Raw genomic sequence first — 20,873 nt, 5'->3', positions numbered from 1 at the left:
GGGCGCCGGTCATGACGGCGTTCAGGACGGCGATGCGGGGGCCGGTGAGGGAGTGATCTCGAACGCGGGGGCTTTCAGGGTCTTCAGACAGGCGGTGTCCGGTGCGTCCGGGTTGTCGAAGAAGGAGGCGGTGATGTCCTGGGCGCACTTTGACGTCGCGAACACCACGTGCGGCTCGTAGGGGACCGTGACGACCTTGGCGTCGGTCAGCGTACGGGCGACGTACGGGCCGTTGTCCGCGCCGGTCTGGGAGTCGAAGCCGCCGGACAGGGCGAGGGTGGGGATGTCGCCGCGTGTGGCGTCCCGGATGGAGGGCGGCGCCGGGGGGACGTCCCAGACGTCGCAGTCCGGGTGGAGGAAGGTCAGCTGCGGGGCCTGCGCCTGCACCGAGCGGGGGAAGGACGGGAACGTCGCCTGTCCGCCCCGCAGTGCCGCCTGCTCGCTCTCGTACGGGGTCCACTCGCTGCAGAAGACGCCGTAGACGAGGCCGTGCGCGACCCTGCCCATGGCCTGGGGGCTGAGCTTGCCGCCCGCCCACTGCCGGGCGATGCGCTGCGGCCTGCCGTGCGCCAGCTCGTCGAGGGCGGCGGGCACCTGGGGTGCCACGTGGGTGGCCGAGGTCATCCAGTTCACCAGGGCTCCGCCGTCGAGCACGACCTTCACGGGCTTGTCGCTGCCGGGGAGGGTGACGGTGGTGGTGACCGGCTCGGCTTCCAGCCGGCGGACGAGCTCGTCGAAGGTGGCCGAGAGGTTCGGGTAGCGCTCGTTGCAGGCGGGCTGCTGGGCGCAGGCCTGGAAGAGGCCGTCGAAGCCCTGCCGGGCGCTGCTCCAGGTCGCCGCCGAGCCGGCCCTGGACGGCGGCAGGATGCCGTCGAGGCCCACGGAGCGCAGCCCTTCGGGGTGCAGGCGCATGTAGGCCAGGGCCAGGTGGGTGCCGTAGGAGATGCCGTAGAGGTTCCACCGGGCGATGCCCAGCGTCTTGCGCAGGTCCTCGTAGTCGGCGGCGCTCTGGATGTCGTTGTAGGCGCTGAGGTCGATCCCGTCGGCCGCGAGCTTGTCGCGGCAGGCCCTGGTGGCCTCGACGTGCAGGCGCTCGGTGGCGGGGTCGCCTTGGACGAGGCCGACGGCGCGGGCGTTGAACTCGTCGATGTCGGGGCAGAGGACGTTCGGCTGCGCCGAGTAGGTGCCGCGCTGGGACATGAAGATGACGTCGCGGTCGCGGTTCAGGCCGCCGTCGATCGCCATCTGCGCCTCCCCCACCGCGTCGTCCCCGGGTCCGCCGGCGAGCCAGACGATCGGGTCGGCCTTGGGCGTGCCCCCGGCCGCGGGCACGATCGCGACGCCGAGTTCGATCGTGCGGCCACCCGGCTTCCCGCGGTTCTCGGGCACGGTGAGCGTTCCGCAGCGGGCGCCGTCGAGTGCCTCGATCGGTTCCGGTGTCCTCGGGCAGGGACCCGGCGCGTAGGTGGCGTCGCCCGCGGTGCGGGCGACCGTGCCGATCGGCGCTCCCGGGGTGGGGTCGGTGGTGGTGGGGGGCTGCGCGGAGGCGGACGCCGAGAGCAGCCCGGCGACGAGGAGGGCGGCCGCCGCGCCGGCCGTTGACGGGGCCAGGAGTCTTCCTGCGCGGTGGTGTCGGCGGGGCGCACGGGCGAAGGTCATCTGCCCTCCCGGTCATTCGGGGATGATCGTGAACGGTTTGGGCTCGACGTCGTCCACGCAGCGGGTGTCGGGCGCGGTCGGGCGGGCGAAGAAGGAGGCCAGTACGCTCTGCGCGCACGGCGACTGCGGGACCACCCAGTGGCCGATGCCGGGGAACAGTACGGAGGTCGAGCGGGACAGGTTGCGGGCCACGTCCTTCGCCCAGCTCGCCCCGGTCTTGGCGTCGAACGTGCCCGAGACGACGAGCGCCGGGACAGAGCTGACGGTCGGCAGTCGCTGGGCGGCCGCGCGGTCCTGGACGTGCCAGATCGCGCACGCCGGGTACTGGAAGGGGAGTTGCGGCACCTCGGCCAGGACGGTGTCCGGCCACGCGGGGTAGACCTTGCGTCCGGCGTTCAGCACGTCGGTCCGCGTGTATCCCGGTGCCCACTCGCCGCACACCACCGACTGGGTCAGGCCGTGCGCGAACTCGCCGGTCTTCTGCACCGATCCGGCCGCGCGGGCCTTCGCGAAGCGCTCCGGGTTTCCCCGGCTGAGCTCGTCGAGCGCCGCCGGAAGGTCCTCGGGCCGGGGGGTGAAGGCGACGATCAGGTTCAGCAGCGCGCCGCCGTCGAGGACGACCTCGACGGGCTTGCCCCCGCCGGGCGGTGCGACGTCCAGGGTCAGGGGCCGGGCCTCCAGCCTGCGCACCTGTTCCGTCAGGGTCCGGCGGAAGTCCGGGTAGCGGTTCTTGCAGGCGGGCTGCGCCGCGCAGGCCTCGATGATGTTGTCGATCCCCTCGGCCGTGCTGGCCCAGGTCCACGGCAGGGTCACGTGCTGGGGAGGCGTGATGGAGTCGATCGCGAAGGCGCGGATGCCTTCGGGGTGCAGGCGCAGGTACGTGAGGGCCAGGTTGCTGCCGTAGGAGTAGCCGTAGACGTTCCACTGCCGGATGTTCAGCGCCTTGCGCAGGTCGGCGAAGTCCGCCGCGTTCTCAGTGGTGTTGTAGGCGTTCAGGTCCACGCCCGCGGCCGTCAGTCGGCCGCGGCAGTCCTCGACCGCTTTCAGCATGAGCTGTTCGGCCTCGTCGGAGTCGTAGCCGAGGCCCACGGCCCGCTCGTTGAACCGGTCGATCTCCGGGCAGGCGAGGTTCGGCTCGTCGTAGAGGTTGCCGCGCTGGGCCATGATGATCAGCTCGCGGTCCTTGTTCAGGCCGGAATCGACGAGGAAGGGGATGTCGTCGAAGGTGTCGGCGCCGGGGCCGCCCGCCATGAACACCACCGGTTCCCGTGCGGGCTTCGCCGGGTCGAGGGCCGCGATGACCGCGACGGACAGCTTGATGGTCCGCCCGCCGGGGCGGGAGCGGTTCTCGGGGACTTCGAGACGGCCGCAGCGTGCGCCGTCCAGCGCCTCGATGGGTTCGGGCGGCTCCGGGCAGGGTCCGGGCACGAAGCGGGCTGCGGGCGGGGCGGTGGTGGTCGCGCCGGGTGCGGGCGTCCCGGGCGTCGGGGTGCCGGGGGTGGGGCCCGCCGCGGTCAGGCAGACCAGAGCGGCCGTGGCGGTCACCGCGTGGATGCTGTGCTTGGGCATGGGCTTCGTTCCTCTGCCGACATCGCGGCGGACCCGCCGGGCCGGGCCGCGGCGGTCAGGGGTGTCCGGCCGACCGGGACGGTCCGGCCCTGATCCGCCGGCCACCCCTCAAAGCGGAACGCTCGTCCTCGACGCTACCGGCCGGACCGTACGAGCGCACGCGGAGCCGATCAGCGGGCCGGGCCCGCGCCGGCCCGCCACGGCAACCGCGGGCTCCGCCCCCGGCCAGGGCGGCCGTGCCCGGGGTCCGGGCGGTCTCGGCCCACCGGCGGGAGTGGCTCGTCAAGGACCTGGCGGCGGGGGTCGTGCCGGACGCCGGTGTTCGGGCCCTGCCCGCCGGCCGGCGCGTGCATGTGCGCACGGTCGCCGGCGAGGAAGACCCGCCCGTCGTCCCGGGCGCTGCGGATCCGGCGTACGGATCCGGCGTACGCATCCGGCCCTCGCGGTGGCCGCCGCGTCGTCGGCGTCCCGCGGGTCCGCCGCGGTCCGGGAGCCGGGTCCCGGACCGCGGCGCGCGGGGGCATCGGCCCCGCGTGGCCGTCGGGTCAGATGACGCCCTGGGCGAGCATCGCGTCCGCCACCCGCTCGAAGCCGGCGATGTTCGCGCCGGTGACGTAGTCGCCCGGGGCGCCGTACCGTTCGGCGGTCTCGTGGGCGACGGCGTGGATCGAACGCATGATGGCGGCGAGCTCTTCCTCCACCCGCTGCCCGCTCCAGGCCACCCGGCCGGCGTTCTGGCTCATCTCCAGCGCGCTGACCGCGACCCCGCCCGCGTTGGCGGCCTTGCCGGGCCCGAAGGCGACCCCGGCCTGCCGCAGGATCCGTACGGCCTCGGGCGTGGTCGGCATGTTGGCGCCCTCGGAGACCGCCCTGATCCCGCCGGCGACGAGCGTACGGGCGTCCTGCGCGTCCAGTTCGTTCTGCGTGGCGGAGGGGAAGGCGATGTCCGCCGGCACCTCCCAGACCCGCCTGCCGGGCACGAACCGCGCCGAGGACCCGCGCCGTTCCGCGTACTGCCTCACACGTCCCCGCTCGACCTCCTTGACCTGCTGGAGCAGGGCCAGGTCGATGCCCTTCTCGTCTACGACGTAGCCCTGGGAGTCGGAGCAGGTCAGGGGGTTGGCGCCGAGCTGCTGGAGCTTCTCGATCGTGTACTGCGCGACGTTCCCGGAGCCGGAGACCACCGCGGTCAGCCCGTCCAGCGACTCGCCCCGGACCTTCAGCATCTCGGCGGCGAACAGCACGCTGCCGTAGCCGGTCGCCTGCGGCCGGATCGCGGAGCCGCCCCAGCCCCGGCCCTTGCCGGTCAGGACGCCGGCCTCCCAGCGGTTGGTGATGCGCCGGTACTGGCCGAAGAGGTAGCCGATCTCACGGCCGCCGACGCCGATGTCCCCCGCGGGCACGTCGGTGTGCTCGCCGATGTGCCGGTGCAGCTCGGTCATGAAGGACTGGCAGAAGCGCATGACTTCGGCGTCCGACCGGCCGTGCGGGTCGAAGTCGCTGCCGCCCTTGCCGCCGCCGATCCCGAGGCCGGTCAGGGCGTTCTTGAAGATCTGCTCGAAGCCGAGGAACTTCACCACGCCGATGTCCACCGACGGGTGGAAGCGCAGGCCTCCCTTGTAGGGGCCGAGTGCGCTGTTGAACTCGACGCGGTAGCCGCGGTTGACGTGGACCCGGCCCCGGTCGTCCTGCCACGGGACACGGAAGACGATCTGCCGTTCCGGCTCGGTGAGCCGCTCGACCAGGGCCACGGCCGGGTCGGCGTACTCGGGCCGGGCGGCGAAGACGGGAGCCAGGGTCTCGAGGACCTCCCGTACCGCCTGGTGGAACTCGGGCTGCGCGGGGTTGCGGCGCTCGATCTCGGCCCGCAGTGCTTCCAGCCTGTCCTTCGAGTCCTTCACGTGTGTCCTTCCAGGAGTGGGCGGTGCGCGGACGACGGCAGGTGCGTGGTCCGCGCGGTCCGCGAATGCCGGTCGCTTCCGAGTGCAGCGCGCTGCGCGCACGCGCTTTCGGAAGAGTTCTTCCGGAGGGCGGCCCCCTTCGCGGAGGCTACCGGCCGCGGTGCCGGTCCGGGCAAGGCTTCTGCCCTGCGGACAAAAAAGCGCGTCAGCTGTCGCTCCCGGTCCCCCGGCCGGGTGCGCTCGTGTCCCCCGTCGCGGGAACGCCGCCGGCGAGCCCGTAGCGCGGGAACACGATGCCCTTCGGGCCGGCGGCCGGGGGTTCGAGGAGCGTGAGGCCGGTGGGCACCTCGCCCCCGTTCAACACCCTCGGGAGCCCGCGGACTCATCGTCGCGACCGGCGTCCGCTCCGCTCGGTCACCGACGGGTCATGAGGATCGGCCGGACGGCCTTCCCGCCGGCCGGGCGAGGCGGGTGGTGAGGCCGGGGACGAGGAACCGCGGCGCCGGTGCGTCGGCGACCAGTGCCCGCAGCCGGTCCGGGGTGGCTTCCTCCAGCGTGCCCAGCACCGTACGGCCGGGCGCCGGGTCGATCCGGACGGCGGACGGTACGGCGAGGACCTGGCAGCCGGCGGCCTCGGCGGAGGCGACGCCGGTGGGGGTGTCCTCGACGGCCACGCAGGCGGCGGGCGGGACCCGCAGGGCCCGGCAGGCCGCGAGGTAGGGGTCGGGGTTCGGCTTGGTGAGGGCGGTGTCGTCGGCCGTGACGGTGACCGTGAAACCGCCGTGACCGGCCTCGGCGAGGGCGGCGACGACGGTCTCCGCGACCTCCCGTGGGGAGGCGGTGACGAGCGCGGTGGGGACTCCCTCGTCACGCAGTGCGCCGAGCAGGGCCAGTGCGCCCGGCAGGGGCACGACCCGGGTGCGGACCCGCTCGGCGAAGGCCCGGTGCAGTGCGGCGGCGATCTCGGCGGCGGGTGTGCCGCTCCGGGCGGCCAGGACGCCGGCGGTGTGCGCCACGGGCCGGCCGAGCACGTCGGGCTGGTCGTCCTCGACGAGGACGTGCCCGAGCCGCTCGGCCGCCTCGGCCACGGTGTCCCACCAGAGCTGTTCGGTGTCGACGAGGGTGCCGTCCATGTCGAAGAGGACGGCTTGCAGCGTCGGCGGGGCGGTCGGGTGCGTGGACGTCACGAACGGTGTCTCTTTTCGGTGCGGGATGGTGGGCGGGCCGGACGGCCGGCGGGACGGGCGGATCCGGGCGCGGCGGCGGAACAGCGTCGCCCGGGACGTGCAGGGCACGGGACGGAGCGGGAGGGGCACGGGACGTGCACGGCACGGACAGGACCGGACAGCACCGGGCAGGACCGGGCACGGCCCACGGACCGGGCACGGCACGGACGGGACCGGGCACGGCACGGACGGGACCGGGCACGGCACGGACCGGGCACGGCACGGGCAGGGGACGGCCTGTCCGTCGTCGCGGCGCCGGACGCCTGCGGGCGCGGACACGGGGTGCGGAGCACGGGTGCGGAGCACGGGTGCGGAAGGCGCAGCACCGTCGCGAGGTGCGGACGCGGGGCGCGGGCACGCGCGTGGTGCGGGCGGCACGGCGGCCGTGGCCGCGTGCCGTCCGCGCGGGGCCGCGGGCCCCCGTGTCAGCTCGCGCGCGGAGCGACCAGGACCGGGCGGTCCGGCAGGGACAGGCGGACGGGCGCGCCCACGGCCAGCCGCCCCGCGTCGTGCGCGGGAACGTCGGCCTTGACCCGGGTCCCGTCGGCCAGGGCGACGGTCACACGGACGGTGGCGCCCAGGAACGAGGCGCCGAGGACCCGGCCCTCCCCGTCCTCGGCTGCGGTGACCCCGAGCGACTCCGGCCGTACGAGGACGTCCACGTCGGCTCCGCCCCCGGTGCTCGGCGGCGTGCCGTCGACGGCGAGGTGCCGGCCCAGGACCGCGACGGTCGCGTCGGAGGCGCGCAGCCGGCCCGGAATGCGGCTCATGGTGCCCACGAACTCCGCGACGAAGGCCGTGGCGGGACGGGCGTACAGCTCCGCCGGGGCGGCGCACTGCTCCAGGCGGCCGGCGCGCATGACCGCCACGCGGTCGGCCATGGAGAGCGCCTCCTCCTGGTCGTGGGTGATGAACAGGGTGGTGATGCCGAGCTCCTGCTGGAGGCGGCGGATCTCCTCGCGCAGGGTCAGGCGCACCTTGGCGTCGAGGGCGGACAGCGGCTCGTCCAGGAGCAGGACCCGCGGGCGCAGGGCGAGCGCGCGGGCCAGTGCGACGCGCTGCTGCTGACCACCGGAGAGCTGGTGGGGGTAACGGCCGCCCTTGTCGGCGAGGCCCACGAGTTCGAGCAGTTCCGCGGCGCGGGCGCGCCGCTCGGCGGTGCGGACCCGGCGCATCCGCAGTCCGAAGGCGACGTTGTCGAGGGCGTTCAGGTGCGGGAAGAGGCTGTAGGACTGGAAGACCATGCCTGCGTCCCGGCGGTGCGCGGGGACCGCGGTGACGTCCTCGCCGTCGACGACGATCTCGCCCGAGTCGGGGTGCTCGAAGCCCGCCAGCATGCGCAGGGCGGTGGTCTTGCCGCAGCCCGACGGGCCGAGCAGGGCGAGGAGTTCGCCGGGGCGCACGGTCAGGTCGAGCCCGTCGAGGGCGGTGGTGGTGCCGAAGGCCCGGCGCAGGCCGCGCAGTTCGACGGTGGCCGCGTCGGCCGGTGCGGGCGTGCCGTTCGCGGTCGGCGCGGGTGCGGTGAGGCTCATGGGGTCCGTCATTTCCGGTCGGTGGTCGAGGAGGGGGTGCGGCGGCCGCCGAGGCCGGCGAGGAGGAGCAGCAGCAGCCAGGTGACCAGCAGGCTCATGACGGAGACGGCCACGGACATCTGGGCCTGCGAGCCGCTGATGTTGACGATCCAGACGGCGAACGGGCGGAAGCCGAGGAGCTGGGCGGTGGTGAACTCGCCGAGCACCAGGGCGAAGGTGAGGAAGGAGGCGCTCAGGAGGGCGCCGCGCAGGTTCGGCAGGACGGCCCGCACCAGGGCGTGCGGCAGGCTCGCGCCGCAGGAGCGGGCCGCCTCGACGAGGGTGCGGACGTCGATGGCGCGCAGTCCCGCGTCCAGGGCCCGGTACACGAACGGCAGGGCCATCACGGCGTTGGCGAGGACCAGGACGAGGGGGAAGTCCGGGTTCTGGACGGCGACGAAGGTCTGGAAGAGCGGGGTGCGGGAGAGGTGCTCGGGTCCCCACTTCAGGACGGTGCCGATGCCGGCGACGAAGGCGATGGGCGGGACGACCAGCGGCAGCGAACACACGACCTCGACGACGGGCCGCAGCTTCGGCGCGCTCAGCCGGAGCGCCACCATGGCGGGGACCATGAGCAGCAGGACGACCGCGATGGTGGCCGCGGCGAGTCCGAGGGAGAGCAGCAGGCTGGGCAGGAAGCCCTCGGTGTCCAGGATGCGGGTGTAGGCGCCGAGGTCGATGCCCTGGCCGGGCACGTCGACCGTGAAGACGACGGAGGCGGCGAGCGGGACGAGGAAGTACAGGGCCGCGGCGGCGAGGACGAGGGCGCGCCAGGGGGCGGCGGCCCGGGCCGGGCGGGCGGTCAGGCGAGCCATCGTGCGCTCCGTCGTTGCAGGGGCAGGTAGACCGCCATCACCAGGCCCGCGACGAGGACCATGTCGAGGCTGAGGGCGAGGGCCACGTTCTCCTGTCCGATGAGCACGTTGCCGGAGATCGCGTCGGCGATCTGGAGCGTGACCAGCGGGACCGAGCTGCCGACCATGGCCGCGGCGGTGGCGTACGCGGCGAAGGCGCTGCCGAAGAGGAGCACGAGTCCGCCGAGGAGCGAGGGGGCGAGGACGGGCAGGGCGACGTGCTGCCAGTACTGGCGGTGGGTGGCGCCGTTGTTCTGGGCGGCCTCCCGCCACTGGGTGCGCAGCCCGTCCAGGGCGGGGGTGATGGTGAGGACCATGAGGGGGACGAGGAAGTAGAGGTAGACGAGGACGAGGCCCCAGAAGCTGTACAGGCTCCAGCCGGTGTCGGACAGGCCCAGCTGGCGGGTGAGGACGCCGGAGTTGCCGAGGGTGGCGACGAAGGCGAAGGCGAGGGGGACGCCGCCGAAGTTGGCGAGGACGCCGGAGGCGGTCAGGACGGCCTCGCGCAGGGCCCGCAGCGGTGAGGTGACGACGGCCTGGGCGAGGAGCAGGCCGAGGACGGCGGCGAGGACCGCCGAGGTGGCGGACAGTTTCACGCTGCCGACGAGGGCGGTGAGGTAGGCGCCCTGCCAGGAGGCGGTCAGGTTGCCGAGGCCGTACGAGGCGGCGCCGGTGGCCGGGTCCTCGACCGTGAAGGCGCCGTCGAGCATGGCGACGGCGGGCAGGCCGAAGGCGACCGCGGTGAACAGCAGCAGGGGGAGGACGGCGAGGGCGCCGGAGCGGTGGGCCCGCCGCCCGGTCCGGGCGGCGGGGGTGGGGGCGGCCGTGGCCGCCGTCCCGGCGGCCGCGGGTGACGCGGCCGCCGTGCGGGGTGTGGTCATGTCGGTGGTCATGTCGGTGGTCATGGAGTCGTGTCGAGGTCGACGGAGCTGTCGGTGCCGGTGGTCGGGCCGGCGGTCAGCCGGCGACCGCCTTGCCCCAGCTCTGGGCGAGGACGCCCTTGGCCTTGGTCTGCTGGGCCTCCGTGGGGAACGTCGGAGTGCCGCTGACCTGGGGGAGCTTGGCGGCGGCGGCCTTGTCGAGGGTGCCCGCGCCGTCCATCGCGGCCATCAGCACCGGGCGGGCGTACCCCTTGAGCCACAGGTTCTGGCCCTCGGCGCTGTAGAGCCACTCCTGCCAGAGCCGGGCGGCGGCGGGGTGCGGGGCGTCCTTGTTGATGGCCTGGGCGTAGTACTGCGCGTACTTGCCGTCGTCGGGGACGGCTACCTTCCAGTCGACGCCCTTGCCCTTGAACTGGTCGGCGTACCCGGCGTTGAGGTAGTCCCAGTCGATGCTGATGGGCGTCTCGCCCTTCTCGACGGTGGCCGGGGTGGACTCGACGGGCGTGTAGTTGCCGTTCTTCTTCAGCTGCCCGAAGAAGTCGATGCCGGGCTGGATGTCGTCGAGGGAGCCGCCGTTCGCAAGCGCGGCCGCGTAGACGCCGCCGAAGGCCGAGCCGGACTTGGTGGGGTTGCCGTTGAGGGCGACCTGGCCCTTGTACTCGGGCTTGAGGAGGTCCTTGAAGGTGGTGGGGCAGTTCTTGACCCGGCTCGCGTCGCAGCCGATGGAGATGTAGCCGCCGTAGTCGTTGTACCAGCGGGCCTGGTCGTCCCGCTGCCCCGAGGGGATGTCGCCGAAGGAAGCGACCTTGTACGGGGCGAACAGGTCCTGCTGAGCACCGCTGACGGCGAAGGAGGTGCCGAGGTCGAGGACGTCGGGGGCGCGGTCCTGGCCCTTGCGGCTGGTGACGGCGTTGATCTCGTCCTGGCTGCTGCCGTCGGGGTTCTCCACCTCGACCTTGATCCCGTACTTCTGGGTGAAGCCGTCGATGAGGGCGCCGTAGTTGGCCCAGTCGCGGGGCAGGGCCATCGCGTGCAGGACGCCCTCCTTCTTGGCGGCCTCGACGAGGGCCTCCATCCCGCCGAAGTCCGCCGCGGAGGTGGCGGTGGCGGCGTCCTTGCCGGTGGCGGTCTTGTTGTCGGCCTTCTCGGGAGCGGCGCCACAGGCGGTGAGGGTGAGGGCGGCGACGACGGCGAGGCAGCCGGCGAGGGAGGCGTTTCTCGGCAGGGACACGGTCTCTCCTGGGAAGTTGCGCGGGGAAGGCGCGGGCAGGGGTGGGAGCGGTACGGCGGACTCGGCGGATCCGAGGCCAACTTGTCTGAACAAGTCGGCCTCAGTAGGCCCGGCATCCATGACCTTCCGGTGAACGGAAGGCGACGGATTCCGGCCAATAAACTGGACACTCTCCCTTCGTTTCGGCCCGAGCGACCCTGCGCATACGCTGTACGCGTCAAACACACTGCGCACACTCGGCGTTCACGACGAGGGACGGGAGCACCACCGATGACGGCCCGGCACGAGGAGATCGCCGAGGAACTGCGCCGGGCGATCGACCGCGAGGAGTACGCGGTGGGGGCGCTCATGCCCGCGGAGACCGAGCTGGCGGCGCGCTTCGGGGTCTCCCGCGGCACCGTCCGACAGGCCGTGTCCGCCCTGACCGCCGAGGGCCTGATCGGATCCCGGCAGGGCGCCCGCCGCGTGGTCCTGGCCAGCCGTCGCAGCCAGAGCTTCGCCGAGCTGCGCAGCTTCGCCCAGTGGGCCGCCGCCATGGGCCGCTCGGCGACCGGCCGGGTGGTGTCGTCGGAGTACCGGCCGGCCACCGACCGGGACGCCATGTGGCTCCAGGTTGAGCCGGGCGCCCGCGTGCTGCACGTCCTGCGCGTGCGCGGGCTGGACGGCGAACCGGTCCTGCTGGAGCGCACGGTGTACGCCGGCTGGATCGCCCCCGCCGTCGAAGGCGTCGAGCCCGACTGCCCGTCGGTGACGCAGCGTCTGCTGGACGACACGGGGCTGGTGTTCGCGTACGGGGAGCACCTCATCGACGCGGTCGCCGCCGGGGCCCGGGACGCCGAACTCCTCGAAGTGCGGCGCACCAGCCCGCTGTTGCGGGTGCGCCGGATGACCACCACGCGGGACGGCCGGCCGGTCGAGTGGTCGGACGACCGCTACCGCTCGGACGCGGTGGGCTTCAGCGTCCACAACTCGATCGGCAGCAACGCCCTGGCGCGCCGCACGGGCCCGGCGCTCTCGGGCGCCTGAGCGCCGCGCCCGCGGCTCGGGCGGGGGTGAGGCAGGCCACGCCGAAGGGGACGCCGAAGCGGTCGCGCCCGGTGCCGACGCCGATGCAGTCGGAGAGGTCCACGTCCGCCGGGACCGGACAGCTCCGGTCCCCCTCGCCGCCCTTGAGCTCGCCCGGGCTGACGTGCCGGCCGTCGCCGAAGACGCGCCAGGCCGCCGCGCCCACCTCCACCGGGGCGTCGGCCGGCCACGGGGACGGCGAACCCTACGATGTCCGTTATGCCTGGTACGGTCGCCATCGATCCGCACGTCCCGTCCTCCGGCCCAGGGCTGCGGTCCGGCGCCCGGCTGGTGATCTGCGCCGCGGTGCCCTGGTACCTCTGTCTGTGGTGGGGCACGAGCACGGCGCCCGTGCCCGCCGCACTGCCGGCCGTCCTGATCCTCCGTGAAGACGTGTACGCGGCGCCGCGCCTGGCGCGGGAGCGGCTCCTGGGCGTCTTCGTGGGCGTGCTGCTCAGCACCCTCCTCCTCGACCGGCTGCCGTCCTCGTCACTGACCTTCCTCGCCGTGCTGGTCTGCGGGTGCGCCGGCATGTATCTGCTGGGCCGGCCCGGTTCCCCCAACCAGCAGGTCCTGATCACCGCGCTGATGATCTACGCCACCGCCCTCCCGGGGTACCCGCTGGCGCGCCTGGCGGAGACCCTGGCCGGCATCGCCGTGGTGGTGCTGCTCGGACCGCTGCTGTGGCCGCCGGACCCCTACCGGTCGGCCGCGGCGGGCCTCGACGCCTACCGGGACGAAGTCTGGCGACTCCTCGACGGGGTGGCCGGCCGGCTCGCCCACGGCGGGCCGCCCACCGACCCGGCGCTGCCCGAGGGGGAGCGGCTGTGGTCGCGGCCGCAGGCCTGCCGGGCCGCCTTCGACCGGGCCGTCCGGCGCCGGCGGACCCGGACGCCGCCCGCCGGGCTCGACGGGCGGCTGAGCCTGGCCGTCCGGAGCGCCGTCACCCTGCAGTGCTTCACTCAGGAGCTCCGGGAGCGGGCCCGCGGCCTCGGCCCCTCCCCGGGCCCCGATCCCGCGCTGCGCGACATCGCCCCGCTTGTCCGGGCCACCGCCCTGGCCGTGGACGCCGCCCTGCGCGGGGACGAGTTCGCCGCCGAGCTCGACCGGGCCCGCGGTCTCGACCTCGCCCACCGCTCGACCCACCCCACCCGGCACGACGCGGTCCTGCGGGCGGGTCTGCACCTGACCCACGAGGCCCTCAGCGACCACCTCGCGACCCGCCGCTGAGAGCGGTGCGTCCGCCCCCGGGCCACCGCAGGGGGCAGTCGCAACCGGGGGGCCTTTCCCGGAAAGAGGAGAGGGGTGCGAGCGGAGCGGTCAACGGGGGATGCCGGGGCGGCTCCGACTCCGGCTCCGGATTCGACCCACCCCCCGGCATTGACTGAAATTTCAGTCAATGCCGGGAGGCTGTGGGAAGTGCCAACCGAGCCCGGGGGCCGGGGCCCGGCCCCCGGGCTCGGCCGGACGGGCGGGTCAGCCCTGGCGGAGCCCGGCCAGTTCGGCGTCGATGGCGCCGCTCATCAGCTCGCGCGCGTGAGCGATCCTGATGCCGCCACTGAGCCAGCGCATGCTGAGTCCTTCGAGCAGCGCGGTGAGCCGCTCGGCGGCGGCTGCCAGCGACGACGCGGGGGCCATCGGGTGGACCTGGCCGAGCAGCGCGGCGACCTCCTGGACCCACACCAGGGTGGCCCGGGCCAGGTCCTCGCGCAGGACCTCGTCGAAGACGGCGCTCGCCCGCAGTTCGCCCCAGGCGGAGCTGTTCTCGCGCACCTCCACGGTGTCCTGGAACTCCAGGAGCAGGGTCTCCTCCAGCTCCTCCCGGGGGGTGAGCGGCGGGGCGTCCGGGTCGCGCTCCGTGGTGTAGCGCTCGGCCCGGCCGTTGATGAACTCCAGGGTCTGGCGCAGGACCCCCGTGCGGTCCTTGAAGTGGTAGTAGATCAGGGCGGTGGACACGCCCGCCTCGGCCGCGAGTTCCTCCACGCGCAGCCCGCGGACCCCGCGCCGGGCGATCACCCGGGCGGCCGCTTCCAGGATCTGAGTGCTGCGAGACGCCATGGGCCGCACCTTACCGGGGCGTTCCGGAGCGGGCGTACGCGGCCCTTCGCGGGGCCCGCGGGCCGGTGCGGGCGCGGCCGGGCCGGGGAGACCGGACCGCGGGCCGCCTCGCCGAGCCGTACCCGGCCGCCCCGCCCGGTGCCGTCACCACAGCCGCGGAGCGGCTGACGGCCCCGCCGGAGGGACTCGGCGTCCGCCGCCTCAGGGCCCTGCGCCCCCTCCGGCACGCCCGCGACCCGGTGCGCGAGGCCATCGGAGCGGAATCGAGCCGGCTGCACTCCCCTTCCCCTCGGATTGACTGAATTTCCAGTCAGTGTCACAGTGGCGACACGAGGTCGCATCCCTTCTCCCTCCCCACAGCGGCCGTTCGCGGCATGGAGCGCGCACTCTTGTCCACAAAGACCGGTTTGTCAGCTTTCGTGACACCTCGCGCCCGCCCTGGCCGGATGCACCCCTTGCGCCGGCCCACGATCGGAGTTCCCCGTGCCCTTCCTTCCCCCCGCCCGCCGGACCGTCCTTCGCACCCTCGCCGGAATCGGCGCGATCGTCGCCGGCACCTCGGCCTGCGGCCCGTCCGCCACCGGCGTACAGCCGGAGGCCACGAAGGGGTCCGCCCCCGCGGCCGACGGACGCCGCCTCGGCGCCGAGTGGGAGAGCCACACCCGCACCTTCATGGCCTGGCCGGCCCTGGCCGCCGGAGTGTGGGAGGAGGACCTGCGCCACGTCCGCGAGGACATCGCACGGATCGCCCGGGCGGTCGGGCAGTACGAGGCCGTCGTGATGATGGCCCGGCCCGACCAGGTGGCGGCGGCCCAGCGGGCCTGCGGCAACGACGTCGAAGTCATCCCGCTCGCGGTGGACGACCTGTGGGCCCGTGACACCGTCCCCGTCTTCGTCGAGGAGGCAGGCAAGGTCGTCGGCGTCGACTTCAACTTCAACGGATGGGGAAACAAGCAGGAGCACGGCAACGACGGAGCCGTCGCCCGGGCCGTGGGCCAGAGGTACGGGATCCCCCGGGTCCAGGCCCCGCTGGTCGCCGAGGGCGGCTCCTTCGAGACGGACGGCGAGGGGACCCTGCTGGTCACCGAGAGCTCGATCGTCAACGACAACCGCAACCGGGGCAAGAACCGGGACACGATCGAGGCTGAGCTCAAGCAGACCCTGGGCGTCGAGAAGGTCGTCTGGCTGGCCGGCGTGCGCGGTGAGGACATCACCGACGCCCACGTGGACAGCCTGGTGCGGTTCACCGCCCCCGGTGTCGTGCTGCTGGACCGCGCCCACCCCAGCACCCCGGCCGACTCCTGGTCCCGCTCCGCCGACCAGGCGAAGTCCGTCCTGTCGAAGGCGACCGACGCCCGCGGGCGGCGATTCGAGGTCATCGACCTGCCACAGCCCGACCTGAACAGGATCACGGGCGAGGGCGACGACTTCGTGTCGACCTACGCCAACTTCTACATCGCCAACGATGCGGTCTTCATGCCGGAGTTCGGCGATCGCAAGGCCGACGACCGGGCCCGCGGCATCCTCCGGGAGCACTTCCCCGGGCGGGATGTCGTGCCGGTCGTCATCGACACGATCGCCTCGGGCGGCGGCGGCATCCACTGCTCGACCCACGACCAGCCGGGCGAGCCCGCCGCCTGAGCGGATCCCCCGCCCGGCCGTTACGGTGGCGGTATGGAACAGCGGATCAGCCTGGTCACCCTGGGGGTGGCGGACCTCGCCCGCGCCAAGAGCTTCTACGCGGCGCTCGGCTGGCGCGGCACCGAGGTCGAGGAGACGGTCTTCCACCAGGCCGGCGGTCTGGTACTGGTCCTCTGGGACCGCGGGAAACTGGCCGCGGACTGCGGCCTTCCCGACGCGCCACCGGCCGGCTTCGGCGGCATCGCGCTCGCCCACAACGTACGCACCGACGCCGAGGTGGACGTCCTCCTCGACGCGGCAGCGGCGGCCGGAGGGACCGTCACCCGGCCGGCCGCCGTCAACGCGATCGGCTTCTACTCCGGCGTCTTCACCGACCCCGACGGCCACGCCTGGGAGATCGCCCACAACTCCGGCTTCACCCTGACCGAGGACGGCTCCCTCGTCCTGCCCGACTTCGAGGGTTGACGGGAGAGCGGAACGGGCAGGGAATCACCTGCGCACCCCGGGACGGCAACACCGGTCGCGGGGCGCTTCCCTGTGCCGGATGCGGAGTTCCACGGACAGGGTCCTGGCCTCCTCGGCGGTGTCGGCGCACCTCCGCCGGGACGGTCACCTCCCGTGGCGCCAGGCCCAGTTGGGCCGATTGCCCGACTCGTTCCTGTGTTGACCCTGCGGGCTTCCTTAAGGGAACGTGAAGAACACCTCCAGGGGGATCTTTTCGCTGGTCACCGGCCTAGGCTCAGGCGGACTCCCCTCCTCCCCTTCTCTTGCGAGGTGTTACCGGCATGAGCCGCAGCCGAACTCCCGAAACGCAGACCCGCGTCGAGGCCCGGCGGAAGAAGACGATGCGTACGCGCATCGTGCTGTCCGTCACCACGGCCGCCGCGGTGGTGGCGGTGGGGGTCGCGGTGGCCGACTCCGGCGATGACGCGCGTACCGACCGGCGTACCGACGCCGCCGGAACGTCCTCCGGGACGGCGACTCCCACCCCCGACACCGCCTCGCCCACCACCGACGCCCCGGCCACCGCGAGCGCCAGTGCCTCCCCGACGCCCGACGCCTCCGCCTCCGCCTCGGCGTCCGCCACCCCCACGGACCCCGCGACGGCGCAGGGCGCCGAGACCAAGTCGGAGCCCTCCCCCGCCGCGAAGCCCACGCGCAAGCCCGCCACCACCACGGGCGGCGGCTCCGGCAGCACGGGCGGGGGCGGCGGGGGCGGTGGGAGCACCGGCGGCGGCAGCACGGGCGGAGGCGGCAGCACGGGCGGGGGCGGCGGCACCGTCGACGGCGACGCCGAGTCCGCGGTGCTCGCCCTGGTCAACAAGGAGCGGGCGGCCGCCGGGTGCGGCCCCGTGGCCTCCAACGCCAAGCTGAGCGCCGCCGCACGCGGGTACAGCGACACCATGGCCCGCGCCGGCGTCATGTCGCACACGGGGCCGGACGGGTCCACCATGACCAGCCGGGTGGAGGCCGCCGGCTACAAGTGGTCCAACCTAGGCGAGAACATAGCCCGCGGGCAGGCCGACGCGAACGCCGTCATGAAGGCGTGGATGAACAGCTCCGGCCACCGTGCCAACATCCTCAACTGCGCCTTCAAGGAGATCGGCATCGGCGTCCACAAGGGCGACGGCGGCCCGTGGTGGACGCAGAACTTCGGCGCCCCGAGGTAACCTCCCCCCGCACACAAGGGACTTACCGGGCGAACGCCCCTGCTCACCCCTGAACCACCCCCCACAGCCACGTCCTCCCACCCGTACCCGGGTGGGAGGACGTCGGCGTTCACGTTCACCTGCGGCTCCGCACACCGGTCCGGAGCTTTTCAGGGGGAGCCGGTGACAGAGCGGCCGGAGCGTCGGAGACTATGGGGCCGTGCCCCGAACTCCGCGCTACCTGCTCATATGGCTGTCCTGCACGGCCGCCAGCGTGACCGCCGTGCTCGCTACGGTCCAGTTCGTGGTCGGCACGACCCGGCATACGCCGCCGGTCGCACGATCCGCCCCGACGGTCATCGACACTCCTCCCGCCTGGCAGGCGGGCAGCCCGCCCGCGGACACACCGTCCCCGACCGCGTCCGCCAGCCCCTCCCCCACGGCCTCGCAGAGCCCCTCCCCCACGACGGCCGCCCCCACGCCGGCCAAGGCCACGTCGGCCGCACCCAGGACCGCCGCCCCGAGGAAGGTCGACTGCGAGCAGGGCGGGGCAGGTCTGTACACCGTCCCCGCTCAGGGCGGAAAGGTGACGGTGCGGTACGGAAGCCGGGGCGTGTGCCTGATTTCCGCGGTCCCCGGCCGCGGCTTCAAGACCACCACCTCGCAGACCTCGGACAGCACCCTCACCGTCACCTTCACGAGTTCCGACCACACATCGGTCGTCACGGCGACGATCGATCCGACCGCGAAGGCCAGCGTCCGCGAATCGTCCTTCTGAGGCCGGGCCGGCCGGAGCGGGCGTTCTGTCCCGCTCGCACCTCTCACCCCTCTCGCCCCCTTCGCGGCGATCGCCACCTTGTGGGCGCCCGTCGGCCGGAGCCCGGCGAAGCGGAAGGTGAGCTCTTCCTTAGGGCAAGCTCAAGATCGCCCCGACATGGTTCCGCGGGCGCCGAGCGGTCCTATGCTCACGTCAGCCGAGCAGCCCTCGGCTCCGGGGCGAGACGCCCGGGAGCAGCGTCGGGCCGCCGTCTTCACCGAGCCGGGGGGCTTCCCGCCCGTCCCGCAGTCCGTACCGTGCCTTGGGGTGTCTCCGCCATGAGTTCTCACATGCTCCGACCCGTCCGCGCCGACCGCCGTACGACGTCGCCCCGCTCCGCCGCGCCCCTGGGAAGGCGGCTGCCGCTGGTCGCCGCAGCCGTCGTCGCCGCGGGCCTGACCGCGGCCTGCGGGCCGTCCTCCGAGCCCGCCGGCTCCGCAGCCGCGGCCACCGCCGGCCAGTCCGCGCAGGCCCTCTCCGACCCGCAGTCCGCGACGCCCAGCGCCGAGACCTCCCCGACGCCATCGGCCTCGCCCACCGCGTCCGCGTCCGCCCCGGCCTCCGCCTCACCGACCGCTTCGCGGGCACCGTCCGGTTCCGCCTCGTCCGGCGGCGGCTCCGCCAAGCCGGCCCGTACGTCCGCCGCACCCGCGCCGGCCAAGGTCCCCGGCCCCGGCTACGACAGCTCCGCCGACGCGCAGAAGCAGATCGACGCTGCGCTGCGGGCGGCCAAGGCGGACGGGCGGATGGTCCTGCTCGACTTCGGAGCGAACTGGTGCGGCAACTGCAAGGCCGCCGACAAGGTGTTCGCGCAGTCGCAGACCGCCAGAATCCTCGGGGCCTCGTACCACCTGGTCAAGGTGGACATCGGTGGGAACAGCTCCGCCAACTCCGCGCTCCTGCGCAAGTACAGCCCCTCGGGCGGCACCTACACGATGCCCGTCCTGGTCGTGGTCTCGCCGTCGGGCACGGTGCGGACCGACACCCACGTCATGGGCAACCCGTCGCTGACCGCGGAGGGCATCAACGCCTTCCTGCGCACGTGGGCCTCATGAGAGGACCGGTACCGGACGTCCGCCCTGGCCGGTGCCGACCCGGACGGCGAACTCCTGCTCCGCTTCCCTCCCGCCCTGGGTGCTCGGTGTCCTCACCGTGCTCATGGGGCTGTCCTTCATGGGGTTCCTGCCGGGCTTCACCCGGCGGAAGTTCCGCAGCCACCGGTGTCCCGCCCTGGGCCTCGCCGGAGCCCCCGCCCTCGGAGCGGTGTTCGCGGTCGGCTGGACCCCGTGCATCGGGCCGACGCCGGCCGCCGTACAGGCGCTGACCCGGACCGAGGCGAGCGCGGTCCGCGGGGCCCTGTTGATGGCCGCGTACTGTCTGGGGCTGGGGTTGCCGTTCGTCCTGGCCGCGCTGGCCTTCCGCCGGGCGCTGGGCGCCTTCGGGCTGGTCAAGCGTCACTACCCGTGGGTCCTGCGGACCGGCGGGGGGACGCTCGTACTGGTCGGTCTGCTGCTGGCCACCGGCGTGTGGAACGACATGGTCTACAGCCTGCAGTTGTGGAGCGCGAACTTCACCACCGCCTTCTAGCCCGGCCGTTCACCCGACGCACCCGACGCATCCGACTCACCCAGCTCACCCAGCTCACCCAGCTCACCCGCTTGACCCCGTTCGCCCCGAGAACCACGACCGATCCGACCCGATCGTGTGACGCGCGCAAGCGCGCACGCGACACGCACCACAGAGGCACAGATGAACGTTTCCACGCAGGTGAGGAACTCCCGCAAGGCCCGAGCCACGGTCGCCCTCCTCTCCCTGGCCGCACTGTCGGCGTGCGGAGGGCAGCCCGCCCCGGACGCCGCCGGCTCCGCTCCCACGACGCGCTTCTCCGAGAACGGCGTCACCGTCACCCTGTCGGTGACCGACTGGAAGGACTCGGGGGGCACCCTCACCGCCGTCTTCACGCCCGAGGCGAAGGGCTTCCACCTCTACAGCACCGAACTGCCGGCCACCGGCATCGAGGGGGTCGGCCGGCCGACCACCGTGGCGGTCACCGGGGCGCTCAGGGCCCGGGGCGCGCTGAAGGCGGCCTCGGAGGTGAAGTCGATCAGTGTGCCCGGTGTGGACGCCCAGGTCCCCGTCTACCCCGACGGCCCGGTCACCACGACGTTGCCCGTCCGCGCCGACGGGAACGGGGACGCGACGGTGCTGGTCGGCTACGCGAGCTGCAGCACTCGGGACGGCTGCACCATTCCGGTGTCCGACCGCCCGGTTCGGCTGCGCATCACCGGCGACGGGCCGACGTTCGAAGCGTCCTGACGGCGGACCGGGCCGGGGCGTACCGATCCGGCGACCACCCGGTTCGGGAGGGTTCGCACGATCCGGGGCTTTCGCGGACGCCCCCACCCCGGACCGCCGCACCCCCGGGGCCGCCCCACCCCCGGGCCACAGCACCCCCGGGCCACCGCACCCCGGGACCCGCCGACGCCGACCCACCCGTTGCGGGGCAGCCGAGGCGCTCGGCCCGCCCCTCCCGCCGCTCACCGCCGGACGGACGCCCGCCCGCCGGCCCTGCCCCCGAAGACCGCGCTCCCCTTGAGCACCGACCGGATCGCCCCCGAACGGAACCGTCCCCGAACGGGACCGTCCCCGCCCGTCCGAGGCCCCGCCCACCCCCTGCCGCGCCTCGCGGGCTGCGCCCCGTCCCGCGCCCGCCGCACCGGCACCCACCACCCGCAGTACTGGTGGTGAGCC

The 20,873-nt window shown here is 73.8% G+C and carries 17 protein-coding genes and 2 pseudogenes; 9 read left to right on the top strand and 10 right to left on the bottom strand.

All coding sequences use genetic code 11. From position 1 onward, the window contains the following. Positions 1-21: 21 nt before the first annotated feature. The 9 genes and pseudogenes from ACIPXC_RS26855 to ACIPXC_RS26815 form a co-directional block, all read right to left on the bottom strand. The gene (locus ACIPXC_RS26855; RefSeq protein WP_401623231.1) at positions 22-1,659 is read right to left on the bottom strand and encodes an alpha/beta fold hydrolase; all 1,638 of its coding nucleotides are present in this window, start codon (positions 1,657-1,659) and stop codon (positions 22-24) included. 12 nt (positions 1,660-1,671) lie between these two features. Continuing rightward, positions 1,672-3,228 (bottom strand): alpha/beta fold hydrolase, encoded by a 1,557-nt coding sequence (locus ACIPXC_RS26850; RefSeq protein WP_401623228.1) that lies wholly within the window; start codon positions 3,226-3,228, stop codon positions 1,672-1,674. 170 nt (positions 3,229-3,398) lie between these two features. Then, the gene (locus ACIPXC_RS26845) at positions 3,399-3,752 is read right to left on the bottom strand and encodes an FAD-dependent monooxygenase (protein ID WP_401623225.1); all 354 of its coding nucleotides are present in this window, start codon (positions 3,750-3,752) and stop codon (positions 3,399-3,401) included. Positions 3,753-3,773: 21 nt separating this feature from the next. After that, positions 3,774-5,129: an NADP-specific glutamate dehydrogenase gene (gdhA, locus tag ACIPXC_RS26840; protein WP_401623222.1), complete on the bottom strand. Its 1,356-nt coding sequence runs from the start codon at positions 5,127-5,129 to the stop codon at positions 3,774-3,776. A gap of 515 nt (positions 5,130-5,644) precedes the next feature. Next, positions 5,645-6,316 (bottom strand): annotated as a pseudogene (locus ACIPXC_RS26835) (HAD family hydrolase); the annotation flags it as partial. A gap of 464 nt (positions 6,317-6,780) precedes the next feature. Further along, positions 6,781-7,887, bottom strand: coding sequence for an ABC transporter ATP-binding protein (locus ACIPXC_RS26830; protein WP_401623219.1), 1,107 nt, complete (start codon positions 7,885-7,887; stop codon positions 6,781-6,783). Positions 7,888-7,895: 8 nt separating this feature from the next. After that, a complete protein-coding gene (locus tag ACIPXC_RS26825) occupies positions 7,896-8,741 on the bottom strand; it encodes an ABC transporter permease (protein WP_401623216.1) in 846 nt (281 codons plus the stop codon). Next, the gene (locus ACIPXC_RS26820) at positions 8,729-9,661 is read right to left on the bottom strand and encodes an ABC transporter permease (protein ID WP_401623287.1); all 933 of its coding nucleotides are present in this window, start codon (positions 9,659-9,661) and stop codon (positions 8,729-8,731) included. The genes ACIPXC_RS26825 and ACIPXC_RS26820 overlap by 13 nt, the downstream gene beginning before the upstream one ends. A 76-nt stretch (positions 9,662-9,737) precedes the next feature. Then, positions 9,738-10,886, bottom strand: coding sequence for an ABC transporter substrate-binding protein (locus ACIPXC_RS26815; protein ID WP_401623284.1), 1,149 nt, complete (start codon positions 10,884-10,886; stop codon positions 9,738-9,740). A gap of 276 nt (positions 10,887-11,162) precedes the next feature. Here ACIPXC_RS26815 and ACIPXC_RS26810 point away from each other — a divergent pair, with 276 nt between their 5' ends. Both ACIPXC_RS26810 and ACIPXC_RS26805 read left to right on the top strand, forming a co-directional pair. After that, on the top strand, positions 11,163-11,918 hold the full coding sequence (locus ACIPXC_RS26810; RefSeq protein ID WP_401623213.1) for a GntR family transcriptional regulator: 756 nt from the start codon (positions 11,163-11,165) through the stop codon (positions 11,916-11,918). 258 nt (positions 11,919-12,176) lie between these two features. Further along, a complete protein-coding gene (locus ACIPXC_RS26805) occupies positions 12,177-13,187 on the top strand; it encodes an FUSC family protein (RefSeq protein WP_401623210.1) in 1,011 nt (336 codons plus the stop codon). A gap of 246 nt (positions 13,188-13,433) precedes the next feature. Here the strand turns inward: ACIPXC_RS26805 and ACIPXC_RS26800 are convergent, their stop codons facing one another. Next, positions 13,434-14,015: a TetR/AcrR family transcriptional regulator gene (locus ACIPXC_RS26800; protein ID WP_401623207.1), complete on the bottom strand. Its 582-nt coding sequence runs from the start codon at positions 14,013-14,015 to the stop codon at positions 13,434-13,436. Between the two features lie 483 nt (positions 14,016-14,498). Here ACIPXC_RS26800 and ACIPXC_RS26795 point away from each other — a divergent pair, with 483 nt between their 5' ends. The 7 genes and pseudogenes from ACIPXC_RS26795 to ACIPXC_RS26765 all read left to right on the top strand — a co-directional run bounded on the left by ACIPXC_RS26795 (position 14,499) and on the right by ACIPXC_RS26765 (position 20,438). Further along, the gene (locus ACIPXC_RS26795) at positions 14,499-15,656 is read left to right on the top strand and encodes an agmatine deiminase family protein (protein ID WP_401623204.1); all 1,158 of its coding nucleotides are present in this window, start codon (positions 14,499-14,501) and stop codon (positions 15,654-15,656) included. A 33-nt stretch (positions 15,657-15,689) separates the two neighbouring features. Continuing rightward, positions 15,690-16,121, top strand: a complete 432-nt coding sequence (locus ACIPXC_RS26790; protein ID WP_401623201.1) for a VOC family protein — start codon at positions 15,690-15,692, stop codon at positions 16,119-16,121. Between the two features lie 320 nt (positions 16,122-16,441). Next, entirely contained in the window at positions 16,442-17,326 is an 885-nt protein-coding gene (locus ACIPXC_RS26785) for a CAP domain-containing protein (protein ID WP_401623198.1), read from the top strand. Between the two features lie 199 nt (positions 17,327-17,525). Further along, the gene (locus ACIPXC_RS26780; protein ID WP_401623195.1) at positions 17,526-18,083 is read left to right on the top strand and encodes a hypothetical protein; all 558 of its coding nucleotides are present in this window, start codon (positions 17,526-17,528) and stop codon (positions 18,081-18,083) included. 329 nt (positions 18,084-18,412) lie between these two features. Beyond that, positions 18,413-19,177, top strand: a complete 765-nt coding sequence (locus tag ACIPXC_RS26775) for a thioredoxin family protein (RefSeq protein ID WP_401623192.1) — start codon at positions 18,413-18,415, stop codon at positions 19,175-19,177. 79 nt (positions 19,178-19,256) lie between these two features. Continuing rightward, positions 19,257-19,709, top strand: a pseudogene (locus ACIPXC_RS26770) (cytochrome c biogenesis CcdA family protein); the annotation flags it as partial. A gap of 162 nt (positions 19,710-19,871) precedes the next feature. After that, the gene (locus tag ACIPXC_RS26765) at positions 19,872-20,438 is read left to right on the top strand and encodes a hypothetical protein (RefSeq protein WP_401623189.1); all 567 of its coding nucleotides are present in this window, start codon (positions 19,872-19,874) and stop codon (positions 20,436-20,438) included. The last annotated feature ends 435 nt before the right edge of the window (positions 20,439-20,873 follow it).

The sequence above is a fragment of the Streptomyces sp. NPDC090021 genome (assembly GCF_044748225.1).
GTDB lineage: Bacteria > Actinomycetota > Actinomycetes > Streptomycetales > Streptomycetaceae > Streptomyces.
Note: the sequence above shows the minus strand (reverse complement) of the source record. Positions and strands in the feature narration are given on the sequence as shown.

What these genes read in the sequence shown, in the direction of transcription:
- ACIPXC_RS26820 (WP_401623287.1), bottom strand. Translation starts at nt 9,661, where the DNA reads ATGACCACACCCCGCACGGCGGCCGCGTCACCCGCGGCCGCCGGGACG.
- ACIPXC_RS26830 (WP_401623219.1), bottom strand. Translation starts at nt 7,887, where the DNA reads ATGAGCCTCACCGCACCCGCGCCGACCGCGAACGGCACGCCCGCACCG.
- ACIPXC_RS26805 (WP_401623210.1), top strand. Translation starts at nt 12,177, where the DNA reads ATGCCTGGTACGGTCGCCATCGATCCGCACGTCCCGTCCTCCGGCCCA.
- ACIPXC_RS26825 (WP_401623216.1), bottom strand. Translation starts at nt 8,741, where the DNA reads ATGGCTCGCCTGACCGCCCGCCCGGCCCGGGCCGCCGCCCCCTGGCGC.
- ACIPXC_RS26800 (WP_401623207.1), bottom strand. Translation starts at nt 14,015, where the DNA reads ATGGCGTCTCGCAGCACTCAGATCCTGGAAGCGGCCGCCCGGGTGATC.
- ACIPXC_RS26790 (WP_401623201.1), top strand. Translation starts at nt 15,690, where the DNA reads ATGGAACAGCGGATCAGCCTGGTCACCCTGGGGGTGGCGGACCTCGCC.
- ACIPXC_RS26765 (WP_401623189.1), top strand. Translation starts at nt 19,872, where the DNA reads ATGAACGTTTCCACGCAGGTGAGGAACTCCCGCAAGGCCCGAGCCACG.
- ACIPXC_RS26845 (WP_401623225.1), bottom strand. Translation starts at nt 3,752, where the DNA reads ATGCCCCCGCGCGCCGCGGTCCGGGACCCGGCTCCCGGACCGCGGCGG.
- ACIPXC_RS26810 (WP_401623213.1), top strand. Translation starts at nt 11,163, where the DNA reads ATGACGGCCCGGCACGAGGAGATCGCCGAGGAACTGCGCCGGGCGATC.
- ACIPXC_RS26775 (WP_401623192.1), top strand. Translation starts at nt 18,413, where the DNA reads ATGCTCCGACCCGTCCGCGCCGACCGCCGTACGACGTCGCCCCGCTCC.
- ACIPXC_RS26855 (WP_401623231.1), bottom strand. Translation starts at nt 1,659, where the DNA reads ATGACCTTCGCCCGTGCGCCCCGCCGACACCACCGCGCAGGAAGACTC.
- ACIPXC_RS26785 (WP_401623198.1), top strand. Translation starts at nt 16,442, where the DNA reads ATGAGCCGCAGCCGAACTCCCGAAACGCAGACCCGCGTCGAGGCCCGG.
- ACIPXC_RS26850 (WP_401623228.1), bottom strand. Translation starts at nt 3,228, where the DNA reads ATGCCCAAGCACAGCATCCACGCGGTGACCGCCACGGCCGCTCTGGTC.